The organism is Pararhizobium polonicum (assembly GCF_001687365.1).
GTDB lineage: Bacteria > Pseudomonadota > Alphaproteobacteria > Rhizobiales > Rhizobiaceae > Pararhizobium > Pararhizobium polonicum.
On record NZ_CM004502.1, the window covers coordinates 102034 to 114563 of the forward strand.

13 protein-coding genes are annotated in these 12530 nt (G+C 57.3%); 5 read left to right on the forward strand and 8 right to left on the reverse strand.

The window, feature by feature from the left end; translation table 11 throughout:
• Window position 1: 1 nt before the first annotated feature.
• Complete coding sequence (locus ADU59_RS00455) at window positions 2-1063, reverse strand: ROK family transcriptional regulator (protein ID WP_068950652.1); 1062 nt, start codon at window positions 1061-1063, stop codon at window positions 2-4.
• 68 nt (window positions 1064-1131) lie between these two features.
• The gene (locus ADU59_RS00460) at window positions 1132-1782 is read right to left on the reverse strand and encodes a GDSL-type esterase/lipase family protein (protein WP_193427061.1); all 651 of its coding nucleotides are present in this window, start codon (window positions 1780-1782) and stop codon (window positions 1132-1134) included.
• Window positions 1783-2060: 278 nt separating this feature from the next.
• Here ADU59_RS00460 and ADU59_RS00465 point away from each other — a divergent pair, with 278 nt between their 5' ends.
• From ADU59_RS00465 to ADU59_RS00485, 5 genes are all read left to right on the forward strand, one after another.
• Complete coding sequence (locus ADU59_RS00465; protein WP_068950656.1) at window positions 2061-3137, forward strand: ABC transporter substrate-binding protein; 1077 nt, start codon at window positions 2061-2063, stop codon at window positions 3135-3137.
• A gap of 80 nt (window positions 3138-3217) precedes the next feature.
• Window positions 3218-4711, forward strand: a complete 1494-nt coding sequence (locus tag ADU59_RS00470) for a sugar ABC transporter ATP-binding protein (protein ID WP_068950658.1) — start codon at window positions 3218-3220, stop codon at window positions 4709-4711.
• A gap of 13 nt (window positions 4712-4724) precedes the next feature.
• Window positions 4725-5699, forward strand: a complete 975-nt coding sequence (locus ADU59_RS00475) for an ABC transporter permease (RefSeq protein WP_068950660.1) — start codon at window positions 4725-4727, stop codon at window positions 5697-5699.
• Window positions 5700-5701: 2 nt separating this feature from the next.
• Window positions 5702-6661 (forward strand): ABC transporter permease, encoded by a 960-nt coding sequence (locus ADU59_RS00480; protein WP_068950662.1) that lies wholly within the window; start codon window positions 5702-5704, stop codon window positions 6659-6661.
• 21 nt (window positions 6662-6682) lie between these two features.
• The gene (locus ADU59_RS00485) at window positions 6683-7366 is read left to right on the forward strand and encodes an SGNH/GDSL hydrolase family protein (protein ID WP_068950664.1); all 684 of its coding nucleotides are present in this window, start codon (window positions 6683-6685) and stop codon (window positions 7364-7366) included.
• A 168-nt stretch (window positions 7367-7534) separates the two neighbouring features.
• On the opposite strand, the gene ADU59_RS00490 is transcribed toward ADU59_RS00485, so the two are convergent.
• From ADU59_RS00490 to ADU59_RS00515, 6 genes are all read right to left on the reverse strand, one after another.
• A complete protein-coding gene (locus ADU59_RS00490) occupies window positions 7535-7999 on the reverse strand; it encodes a heme-degrading domain-containing protein (RefSeq protein WP_083198068.1) in 465 nt (154 codons plus the stop codon).
• 201 nt (window positions 8000-8200) lie between these two features.
• Window positions 8201-9166 (reverse strand): Gfo/Idh/MocA family protein, encoded by a 966-nt coding sequence (locus ADU59_RS00495; RefSeq protein WP_068950668.1) that lies wholly within the window; start codon window positions 9164-9166, stop codon window positions 8201-8203.
• Between the two features lie 74 nt (window positions 9167-9240).
• The gene (locus tag ADU59_RS00500; protein WP_244506320.1) at window positions 9241-10053 is read right to left on the reverse strand and encodes an aldo/keto reductase; all 813 of its coding nucleotides are present in this window, start codon (window positions 10051-10053) and stop codon (window positions 9241-9243) included.
• Window positions 10054-10155: 102 nt separating this feature from the next.
• A complete protein-coding gene (locus ADU59_RS00505; RefSeq protein ID WP_158515685.1) occupies window positions 10156-10842 on the reverse strand; it encodes a sugar phosphate isomerase/epimerase family protein in 687 nt (228 codons plus the stop codon).
• Window positions 10843-10953: 111 nt separating this feature from the next.
• Window positions 10954-11400, reverse strand: coding sequence for a VOC family protein (locus tag ADU59_RS00510; RefSeq protein ID WP_068950674.1), 447 nt, complete (start codon window positions 11398-11400; stop codon window positions 10954-10956).
• A gap of 38 nt (window positions 11401-11438) precedes the next feature.
• The gene (locus ADU59_RS00515; RefSeq protein ID WP_068950676.1) at window positions 11439-12530 is read right to left on the reverse strand and encodes an ABC transporter ATP-binding protein; all 1092 of its coding nucleotides are present in this window, start codon (window positions 12528-12530) and stop codon (window positions 11439-11441) included.

Sequence of the window (12530 nt, forward strand, 5' to 3'; positions counted from 1 at the left end):
ATCAGTCGACCATAAATCGCGAGCTGAACGCCAAGCCTGCAGCTCCGACGGCTTTCGGTGCAGGATAGGTCTTCCCTATGGTGGCCTTGATGGGCAGCCTTGATTCCAGCATTCGACACAGATCTGCGAGAATAGAGATCGGTGCGAAGGAAGACAAAACGACGGTTTTGATATCGACAAACTGCGATAGCGATTGCACGGAGCGAACAAGGGTTTCGGCGCAACGGTCACGCCAGGGATCAACGACGGCGCCGAGATCGCGCCAGTCGTCATCATAAGACCATAGGCGTTGCCTCTCCGTTGCCGAGGACAGTTCCTTCTCCAGGTCCTGCACGCCAACATCGAAGCTGAGCGGTGAGTTTCCGTTATAGATCTGATGATTAAGGATCAAGCGGCTGTGAAGTTTAGCACCGAGGTAAAAGAACAGGAAATCCGGCAGACGCCGCGCCGCGCCGAACAGGCTTTCGCCGCCGGCTGCAGCCGTAATGTCATTCTGCACGAACACGGGCAGCTGGAACGCATTTTCCAGATAATGGTGAAGCTCGTCGTGGCTTTGCGCATCCGTTGTCGAGGGCACGCCGAGACCGATACCAGCGATGCGGATCTGGCGTTCGTCTGAAAGGCTGGAAATTGCGGTTTTAACCTCTTCAGCAACGCTGGCATTGTCACCGAACATGCCGGGTACATTGTGTGGAACGGCCTTCCGATATTTCACGTTGCCGACAAAATCGACGAGAACGATATGTGTCGTGCGGTATCCAATACTGACGCCAACGGAATAGGCACCTTCCGGGTTCAACAACAGCGGTGTCGTCGGCGGACCGACGCGCCCCCTCTGGGCCTCCCCGCGAACCACCAGGCCCTCCTGTTCCATCGATCGGACAATGACCGAGACCGTCTGTGCCGAGAGCCCGGTCCTTTCTCCAATTTCCAGCCTTGTCGTGGTGTCGTTCTGTAGCAGAAGGGATAGCACAAGCCGTTCGTTGTGGCTGCGAACGCTGAGTGCGTTCAACCCGCTGGAACGGTCTGCGATTCGAAGTGGATTGGGTGGGGCGAAGCGCATATCAGGCACGGCGGAATTCCCTCTTCACTGTGCTCTCGGGCGCTGGTCTTGACGGTCTCGACATCGAACTAGCCATTGCCCCATCCAATCGCAACGACTTCCTGAGCCAATGCTTCCCCAAGCTGGCGGTGCGCCTCCTGATCGATATGAAACCCGTCGGCTGGGGAGCAGGCGCAAACCGATCCGGCATCGAAGAAGTGAACCTCGAGGGAATCCGCCATAACCTCGAAGGCAAGCGCGAGCTTGTGCGACTTTTCCTGAGCGCCGGAGAAGATCGCCTCCCACTCCTTGATATCATCGAGCATGGGGGGCGGGGCAACGATCATGATCTCCGGATCATGGCCAGCGGGACCAGGAGACAGTCCGCGAATGTCGTGAACCAGGCAACCAATCCCCATCGCCACTTCGGAAGGCGGCTTGTTGAAGCGGACCTTGAGGTCATTGGTTCCGAGCATGATGATCACAAGGTCAATCGGCGCGTGGCTTTGAAGACATGCAGTCAGATATCGACGTCCGTTTTTGTGCGAGCCTTCTATCGGATCATCGTGCACGGTCGTGCGTCCGCTGAGACCTTCCTCGACAATATGCCATCCGGCGCCCAACGCGGTTTCCAGTATGCGTGGCCAGCGCTGCTCGACGTTGTATCTCTCCAGCGGACCTCCGCCTGGCACCTGGCCGTAGGTATTGGAATCGCCAAAACATAGAACGGTTCGCACCAGTTTCTCCTCCCCGAGACCGGGCGCGACGACCCGATTGTTTGAGAAACTTGCACTCGGGAAGCGATTTTGCAAGCGCTTCGGATTAATCATTCAACATGAATAACTATTGACAACAGTTTTGCGCCGTGTTTTCTTCATCCTCGGAGGAGCATTTCAGACATCAGTTTTGGCTTGATTGGCATCGGTCGCATCGTTGGTACGTCCAACGTACGGCGTCCGTGTTGCGACGGCCCGTGTCCGGCTCTTGCCTGTTATTGGCGAATGCTTTGGAGGAGCAAATGAGCACCGTGATGAGAAAGATCGGCATTTCAATTTTGTTGGCCGGCACCATGCTGGCGACGCCTGGCCTTGCCCTGGAAGTCAAACTGCTCGATGGCGTCACAACGCCGAGCGAAAACAATCCGACGGTCGAGGCTGGAAAATACAAGAAGGATGCGCCGTGGGTCATTGGCATGAGTAGCTTCGGCGTCAATGCCAACACCTGGACGGTGCAGGTGGCGCACGAAGCGGAAGCCGCCGCCGCCCGCGACAAGCGTATCACCAAATTCGTGCTTCTGGACGCCGGCTTCGACCAGAAGAAACAGGTCGCCGATATCGAAGACCTGATCGCGCAGAAGGTTGACGCCATCATCATCCAGCCGGTGACATCGACCTCAGCCGATGCCAGCATCGAAAAGGCTGTCGCCGCTGGGATCCCGGTTGTCCTTCATACAGGTCGTATTGAATCCGACGCTTTCACTACGGAAATCCAGGGCGGCGCCGAGCACTTCGGCAAAGTCATGGGCGATTTCCTCGTGAAGGAACTCAACGGCAAGGGCAACATCTGGGTCCTGCGCGGACTGGCTGGGCATCCGGAGGATACGAACCGCTATAATGGTCTCGTCGAATCCTTGAAGGGCACCGACATCAAGATTGCCGCCGAAGAGAATGGCGACTGGCAGTACGACAAGGCCAAGAAGGTCTGCGAGACACTCTATCTCAACGACCCGAACGTCGATGGCATCTGGTCGTCTGGCGCCGACATGACGCGTGCTTGCGTCGACGTCTTCAAGCAGTTTGGCGCAGCGATCCCGCCGATTTCCGGTGAAGGCAACAATGGCTTCTTCGGCCAGTGGATCAAGGACAACTTCAAGTCCGTTTCGTCGGAATATAGCCCGGCTCAAGGTGCTGCCGGCATCCGGGCTGCCGTTGCGCTTCTCGAAGGCAAGGAACTCAAGAAGCACTACGCCTACAATCCTCCGGGCTGGGATCTGGAGAAGGCCAAGACCTACTACCGCGAGGATCTGTCGGCGAATGTCTGGTGGCCGTCCGAACTGTCGGAAGACCAGTTGAAGGAATTCTACTCGAAGCAGTGAGCTCCTGAAATCCGGGGAGGCGGTTCATCGCCGTTTCTCCGGACACAGTGTGGCACGTCCTTCATTCGGAATGCAGAAGCATGACAAACCTTATCGAAATGTTGAAAATCTCCAAGGCGTTTGGCGGTAGTGTCGCGCTGCGCGGCGTTTCGCTCACTCTGGAACCAGGCAGCGTACACGCGCTGATGGGTGAGAACGGCGCCGGCAAATCCACCCTGATGAAGATCCTTGCCGGGGTTCACCAGCCAGATAGCGGCGAAATTTACAAGAATGGCCACAGGATCAGCTTCGCCAATCCGAGAGATGCGCTGGCGTTCGGAATTTCCACGGTGTTTCAGGAGCTCTCGCTGCTGCCAAACATGACAATTGCCGAGAACTTGTTCCTCGGGCGCGAGCCCGTCAACCGCCTCGGTTTTGTCGATCGCAAGCACATGAGGCTGCACACCCGCGAAGCACTCGCCAAACTTGGCTTGACGCTCGATCCCAACATGCTTGTGTCCGAACTCTCGATTGCAGAGCGCCAGTTCGTCGAAATCGCCCACGGTATTGACGCGGACGCCAGCATCTTCATTCTCGACGAGCCGACCGCCGCGCTGAATGCAACCGACGTCGAGGTTCTCAATGCGCACATTCGCCGCCTACGAGATGAGGGCAAGGCGATCGTTTATATTTCCCATCGCATGGAGGAAATCTTCAATGTCTGCGACACGGTGACGGTGCTCAAGGATGGACAACTCGTCGGGACACGTCCCTTGTCCGAAATGACGCCCGGCTCGCTGATTGCCATGATGGTGGGTCGCGAACTCGAAGATCTGTTTCCGGCTCGCGCTGGCGCCTTTGGCGACGTCGCACTTGAGATCGAACATCTGAAGCTCGAGGCAACGTCGAAGCCGCTGTCGATTTCTGTGCGCAAGGGCGAGATCGTGGCGCTTGCTGGGCTGGAGGGGCAGGGACAGCAAAAGGTCCTGCGCGCTCTCGTCGGCGAGTATTCGCCCTTCAGCGGCAGCGTCACCATCAAGGGTAAAACCATTCGGCTGCCGCTGTCCAAGGAAGCGGGCATTCGACAGATGCAGGCTTCGAGCGTGGCCTTCGTTCCGGAGGACCGCAAGGATGAAGGCCTGTTTCTTGGTCTTTCCCTCGCTCACAACCTTTCGACAAGTCTTCATTCATCGCGGAATGAACTGTCCCGCGCTCAAGGCTTTGCAGACGTGATTGCTTCAACCCTTAGGAGCATGAACGTCAAGGCTGCGAACGCGCGTATGCCGGTCGGCTCCTTGTCTGGTGGTAATCAGCAGAAGATCCTCCTCGGACGCTATTTCGCCACGAAAGCAGATCTCCTGTTGATCGAGGAGCCGACCCGCGGCGTCGATATCGGTGCCAAATCGGAAATCTACAAACTGTTGCGCGCATTTGCCGAGGGTGGTGGGGCGGTCCTGGTGCTGTCGCGCGAGACCCTCGAGCTGATCGGCCTATGCGACCGCATCTACGTGATCCACGGCGATACGGTGGTGACGCAGATGCAGGCGGCAGAAGCCACCGAGCACAATATTCTCGATGCGGCGCTGAGCGCCTAGTGGATTGTCGAAAATGGAAAACCAACAGACATCGCGTGCTTCAAGGTTGCTGATGGGGCGTGGTAGTCGGCAAGGGCTTTGGGCTCTGCCGCTGATCCTCGCCGTGCTCATGTCGTTCTTCCTGGCGTTCGCCACGGCGCAGTTTGCCAATTCGGGAAATCTCTCCAATCTGGTCGCGCAGGGCATGCCGTTGATGATCACGGCCATCGGACAGATGTTCGTGGTTCTCGTCGGTGGGCTGGACCTGTCGGTCGGGTCGGTCGTCAGCTTCACCACGGCCATTCTCGCGCTCGATGCACCTGCCTATGTCGTGCTTCCCGCTGTTTTCATCCTTGCGGGTGTGATCGGGTTCATCAACGGTTTCTGTATCACGCGATTGAAGGTGCATCCGATAATCGCGACGCTTTCCATGCAATATGTCGTGCTTGGCATCACGCGGATCCTGCGTCCTGTATCCGGCGGCAGCATACCGGAGTTCGTCACCGCGTCCGTCGCAGGTTCGATCGCCGGAATTCCGATGCCGGTTATCTGGGGCGTCGTGACCATCGCCATTGCATGGAAGCTTCTCTATGGCTCGCGCTATGGCCTGCATATCTTCGCGATCGGCGGTGGCGTCGCGGCTGGAAGCACGGAAGCTGCACGCAACTTCGGCATCCCGGCCCGCCGCAACATCATGCTTGCCTATGTGATCTCGGCGCTATTCGCCGCGCTCGCCGGTGTCTTTCTCGCGGGGCGCATCGTTTCCGGCGATCCGAACGTCGGATTGCTGATGGAACTGGACGCGATCACCGCGGTAGCCATCGGCGGCACGCAGCTTTCCGGCGGCGTGGGCAGCCTGCAAGGCACGGTCATCGGCGTTGTCGTGCTGGGACTTCTATCCAATGGAATGAACCTGATGAACGTCACACCTTTCGTTCAGACAGCGGTGAAGGGGATACTGCTCATGCTTGTCGTCGCTCTCCAGTCCCGCAAAAAGATTGGTCTGTAATCATGTCGGCGTTCCTCAATTCCTCCCTGACCCAACGGATCTCGAAGATTCCACCGTCCTACTATCTCTGCGCGATCCTGTTGCTTATTCTCTGGATCGCCCGCCCGCAGATGCTCAACGTCAACGTGCTCGGCGTCTTCATTCGCCAAGTTGTTCCGCTTGGACTGCTGGTCCTTGGCCAATTACTCGTCATGCGCGTAAAATCCATCGATCTCTCGGGCGGCGGCGTCATCCTGCTCATCAATTATGGGATCTCCTCGGGCATGTTTCCGAATACCTCGCTGGGATTCTATGTCGTGGCGGCGCTTGCGACCGGACTGCTGATCGGGCTGTTCAATGGCTACATGATCGCCAAGCGGCGGGCGTCGGCCGTCATCGTGACGCTGGCCCTTAGCATCGTGCTCATCGGCTTCGTGCAATATCTGTCCAGCGGCAAGCCTCCGGGAGACGTGCCGCCCATCTTCACCGACCTCTTCAATACCCGGTTTGTGGGCGTGCCGAGTCCTGTGATCTTCTGGGTGGCGATGACCGCCCTGATGTCGGCGTTCCTTGGATATACGGTGTTCGGAAAGTTCGTGACATCGGTCGGCGAAAACATGCGGGCCGCCCATTTCTCCGGCGTCCCGGTCGAGAGAACCGTCATTCTTGCTCACACGATTGCAGGCTTGATTGCGGCCATCGCGGCGCTTGTTCAGACCGGCTCCATCGCCGTTGGCAGCGTTCGCGTCGGCCTCGACCTCCCCATCCTCTCGGTCGCCGCTACCATCCTCGGCGGCGTTGTCTTCGGACGCGGGGAGGGCGGTGTCTGGGGGCCGTTCTTCGGCGTCCTGTGTTTTGCATTCCTGTTTGTCGTCATGACCATGTTCGGCATCGGCGAGCCGGGAAAACTGGTGGCCCAAGGCCTCATCATTCTTCTGGCGGCGATCTTCTACGGACTTCGCTCGTCGGACACCCAATCGTAGCCATTCATGGAGGCAGTACAAATGGCAGAAAAGCGCTCAATCTTATGCTTCGGCGACTCCCTGACATGGGGCTGGATTCCCGTTTCGGAATCCGCTCCGACCTATCGCTACCCGTTCGAGCAGCGCTGGACGGGGGCGATGTCGGCGAAGCTCGGAGACGAATATCAGATCATCGAGGAGGGCCTGAGCGCGCGAACCACCAGTATAGATGATCCCAACGATGTTCGGCTGAATGGCAGCGCCTATCTTCCCTCAGCACTTGCCAGCCATTTGCCGCTTGATCTGGTGATCCTGCTGTTGGGGACCAATGACACGAAGTCGTATTTCCACCGCACGCCCTATGAGATCGCCAATGGTATGAGCAAACTTGTCGGTCAGGTGGTCACGTGTGCCGGCGGTATTGGAACACCGTATCCGGCTCCCAAAGTCCTTGTCGTCGCTCCGCCGCCGCTCGCCCCGATGCCGGATCTCTGGTTTGAGGGAATGTTCGCTGGCGGATACGAAAAATCGAAGGAACTCGCAAAGCTCTATGCAGCGCTGGCTGCCTTCTCAAAGGTCGATTTCCTGGACGCAGGACAGTTCGTAAGCACGGACGGTGTAGACGGGATACATTTTTCGGCGGAAACGAACATCAGGTTGGGCAACGCGATTGCGGAGAAAGTGGAAGCAATCTTGTCTGCCGAACCGGCAAAGGACGCGGCATAGATTCACGTCGAATTTTAAATCTGATTTCGCCCTGATGAGGGGCGGATTTCGGATCTGAGGATGTCGGACCTTGCACGGCTGCGCTGTCGCCGCGATTAGCCTACGTTGCCGCCGCTCGCGTTACAATGAGCGGCACGGTAGTGCACCCGAGCAGTAATCATGGCGGTGCTACTTTTTGGTCAAGATTTCCTGCAACGCATCGATGATAAGCTGATGATCCTCGACGTCGGGCAAGCCGCTAACTCCCACAGTACCGATGAGCGTCCCGTCGCGCAAAATGAGTGGCACGCCGCCACCACTCGCGGCGAAAGCTGTGTCGTCCAATCTGTAGCGGCGGTTGAAATCGAACTTGCCCTGTTCCGCTTCGAGCCGCATCGCAAGGGAACTACGGTGGAAACGTCCCGCGACCGCACACTTGCGGGCCGCCCAATCGGAATTATCTGGCGTGGAGCCTGGCATGAGCAGCGAAAAAGCGACGTCGGTCCCGTGAGCAATCGTGATGGCGACCGGGGCTTTCGTAGTCGCGGCCCGCTGTCGTATCGCGAGGCCCAGTCGCCAGACGAAATCATAATCGAACCTGTGCAATAGAATTCTCTGCTGTTCCTTAGCTAGACCATCAAGCGTATAGGTCATTGTGTTATCCGCGCCTCTGCTTTCGGTCATACATGACCACCCTCCCCTCCCAAGTTTCAGTTTTCATCTGCTCGTCGAGGATTGAATAGTCCGCTTGGACTGCGTGGGGTGGACGGTGTCGGTAGGCTTAGAGCATCCGGCTACCAACGCCATTGGAAATTTCAGCATCAGGGTTCACTTGCCACATCGTACCCAGCTCAACTAGCCAGGGCGAGCAACCCCGGCGATTTCGTAAATTCGATCAAGCGCAATCATATTGCCAATGGAATCTTGTCCTCCAGTCGGAAGGGGAGCGCCAGTGTCAATCGCCTCGAGGAATGCGGCAAGCTGATAGTCGTAGGTCGTGCCCCCGGCGATGGTGTACTCCCGGTATTGGCCGGAGATCGATACGCGCAGCGAATGCCCTCGGTGCGGCAGACAAGGATTATCGAGCTCGATTACGCCCAGCTCTCCCTCGATGCGGAACGAACTTCGAGAGGGTGGGTCCTGGATATCGGCGATCATGGTGGCCGGCACAGCGTTGAATCGAAGCTGCGCTTCAATTCTTGTATCGGATCCAAGAGCGCAGAGGCGGGCGCTCGCAGACACTATCTCTGGCTCCTCTCCCATAAAGCATCGAAGCCAATGTAACGGATAGCAGCCGAGATCCATCAGGGCGCCACCGCCAACCGAGGGATCGTAGCGGATATTTTTGGGATCGTAGGGAATATTGACCGAGAACTCTGCCTTAAGAGCGCGGATCACGCCAAGTTGCGGCTTGAGACTGAGAAGATGAAGGAAGACTGGATGATACCGGTCATGAAAAGCCTCGGAAAACACGCGCCCCCGCCGCTTGGCCTCGTTGACCATCGCGGTTGCCTCGCCAGCATTCATCGCGACGGGTTTTTCGCATAGTACGTGTTTGCCGGCCTGAAGCGCCTTGATCGTCCACTCAGCGTGCGCCACAGGTGGCAAAGCGTTGTAGACTATATCAATCTCGGGATCATCGAGCATAGCTTCATAGGTCGCGTAATGGGTTGGAATCCCATGTTGGGCGGCATAGGCGACGTCGGCGCCCTCACGGCGCGAGGCAACGGCCTTGACGGTAACGTCAGAGCGCCGCCGTACTGGTGCGATAATGGCATTTGGCGCGATCCCCGCTGCGCCCAGAATTCCAATTTTGTGCATGTCTTCTCCTTACGGTCATAGCCAGGCGGCCGCGTACAACCGCCACCGGGCGAGCAGGACGGCTGGATTAAGGCTTAGGCATCCCAATGCGTTGCGGTCGGCTTAATCATTCGCCCACCGCGCTCGCAGCCCCTGATCTGGGTGATATCGCTTGGCGATAACTGGATCTCTGTCGACAGGAAGTTTGTCTTCATCCTGTCACGGTTTCCGGAGGCTGGAATGACGATGAGCCCTTCAGCAAGCAGGAATGCCAACGAAACCTGAGCCGGCTCGCATCCAATTCGGGTGGCGACCGCTGCAATGACGGGGTCGTCTGCGACCTTGCCTTTAGCAAGCGGCATATAGGCTGTCACTGCAATCCCCGCGGCTTCGCAATGATTGCGGAGATTTTTGTTTTGCAGAAAAGGGTGAACCTCGACTTGATTGGTGGCGAGTTCACCCGGTCCAAGAATTTCCTGAGCCCGGTCAATCATCGCCTTTGTAAAATTCGAAACCCCAATCAACCGCGTATACCCGAGTGACTTGGCTTCACCCAGCGCTTCCACATAGTGGTCAAAAGGCACCGCGTCATTGGCCGATGGCCAATGAATGAGCAAAAGATCGACAGCACCGACTTGCAGCGTATCCAGACTTTTGCGCACGCTGGGAAGAAAGGCACTACGACTTAAATTCCCCTCTGCCACTTTGGTTGTCACAAACACGTCAGAGCGTGGCAGGCCGGACTGTAAGATTGCCCGACCAACGGATTCCTCGGTGCCGTACGGCTGAGCGGTGTCCAGATGCCTGTATCCGATTTCAAGAGCCTGAGAAATCGCCTCAACACCCTCGTCGCCGGTACGAGCCCAGGTGCCATATCCGAGTTGCGGAATACCGTTGACGAGCTGCATAGGTTTAACCTTCATAGAGTTGAGTGGATACTGTCGCCGTGGCTGTTAAAGGCCGTGGTTGAAAAGCCGACGGAGGTACGCGCTGCTGATCGATCGATATCGTCAGGCAGATTCGAGAGTTTTGAGATAACCGAGACTCGCCTTGATAGACGCTGCGGGATCTTTTGAGTTGTCATGCTCGACAACGAGCCACTGCGCACCTGCTTTGAGAGCCTCGTCCTTGAAGCGTTCCCAGTCAATGATGCCGGATCCCACATCGGCCCATCCGCCTTCGTCCGCTTTCTGCCCCTCGGGAACCACATCCTTCACATGCACGGCGAGGAGACGGTCCGAGTATCGCTTGAGCCATGTCGATGGGCTTGCGCCGGCTCTCACGGCCCAGGCGATGTCAAGCTCCAGGAATAGCGAGTCACCCGCATTTTCGAAGATATGCGTGATCGGCAAGCTGCCATCCGCGAGCGGTCTGAACTCCCAATCATGATTGTGATATCCCAGTCTCACGCCCTGACTGCGCATCCAGCGTGCCAGAAGTCCAAGTTCGCGTCCCCGCGATGCCCAATCGCTGGCGTTGCCCACACGTTCCTCGACCGAATGGGCCGGCATGAAGACGTGATGGAGGCCGAGCAGCTTAGATCCCTCAAGCACCCACGGCTGCTTCTGACGAAGGGCCGCAAGGCCAATATGGGCGCCGGAAGCTATCAGCCCACGGGCCTCAAGCTTCGCCTTGGTCACTTCCGCATCCTCGACATGGTTTTGTGTGAGCTCGACGGCCTTATAGCCGGCCGTCACAACGGCATCGAGAATGTTATCGAGACTGCCAAGGCCTCGCAAGGAATAAAGCTGAACGGAAACAGGGTTGGTCATGGTGATCTAGCCTTCGTATTTATGACGGAAATGAATTCAGGCGGCGTTTGTCTCTTTGAGACGCTTGATCGCCTCATATTGCATGCAGTCGGCGTTCATCTGCATCAACTCGTACCGATTGCCATCCGGATCGGCGATCCAGGCCTGCCGGTTTCCGTCGGCTCCGCTGACTAGTGGCTGGATGAGCGGGATATTCTGTTCCGCAAGCTGGCGCACGACCTCGTCGACATTGTCGACGGTGATGCAGATATGGTTGAGGCCGATCGCTTCGCGCGGTGGTGCCGCGTCGCCGACGGCATAGGGAAAAACTTCAAGATATTGCAGGTCATTGATCCGCAAATAGACCAGCCAGAGATCGCCGTTGTCGCGGTGAAGCCGCAACATCTCCTGGAAGCCGAGCTTGTTGCAATAGAAGTCGAGCGAAACATCGATATCCTTGACGCGAATGGCCGCATGGCCAATGCCTGTCAAACCTTTGATCATTGTATTCTCCTTGGTTTTGTACGAAGACGTGGCGATCATCAAATCCTGTCGCCCGTCGTGGAATCGAAGAATGATGCATCAGCGAGGTTGAAGCCGGCGGGAATTTCGTCGCCGGCCTTGACGGGCTGATTTGCCCGCACGCGGATGCACACTCTCTGCTGTCCGAAGAAACACCACAGGAGCGCTTCACCACCGAGCGGTTCACGCAGTTCGACCAGCCCGTTCCAGGTCACGTTTTTCTGCTGGGCGTCTTCGCCGACGGCAATGTTTTCCGGCCGAATGCCGAGCGTAACATCGCCTCGAAGCGCCGAGCCCTGAGGCAGAAAAATGTCGGCTCCCTGAGTTCGAAGACTGCCCTCGACCACAGTTCCAGCCAGAAAGTTCATCGATGGCGACCCAATGAACTTGGCAACAAACATGTTGGCGGGTTGGTTGTAGATGACCTCGGGGTGGGCCAGCTGCTGAATGGCGCCCCCCTTCATGACAGCGATGCGGTCCGCAAGCGTGAGAGCTTCGACCTGATCATGCGTCACGTAGATCATCGTGTTGCCAAGCCTTTGGTGCAACCTTTTGATTTCAACTCGCAACTCCGCACGCAATTGAGCATCGAGATTGGAAAGTGGCTCATCGAACAGGAAAATATCCACTTCACGGACCAGTGCCCGGCCGATTGCGACGCGCTGCCGCTGGCCACCGGAAAGGGCACTTGGCTTGCGCTTGAGAAGAGGGGTCAATTCGAGAATTTCCGCCGCTCGGCTGACGCGGCGGGTTATCTCCTTCTTGGGCATACGAGCGACGCGCAATCCAAAGGAAAGGTTCTTTTCCACCGTCATGGTGGGATAGAGCGCGTAGGACTGGAATACCATCGCAATCCCGCGGTCCTTCGGCTCCAAACCCGTGACGTTGCAACCATTCATGATGACGTCGCCGCGAAATGCGTCCTGCAGACCGGCAATCGTATTCAGCAAAGTCGATTTGCCGCATCCCGAGGGCCCAAGCAGGACGATGAATTCGCCACTGTCGATCCGCAAATTCAGTTTCTCAATGACGTTCAGGCTACCGAACGCGACGGTGAGATCACGGATTTCGACGCTTGCCGCCTGGCTTTCTGCTATAACTACGTTGTTCAT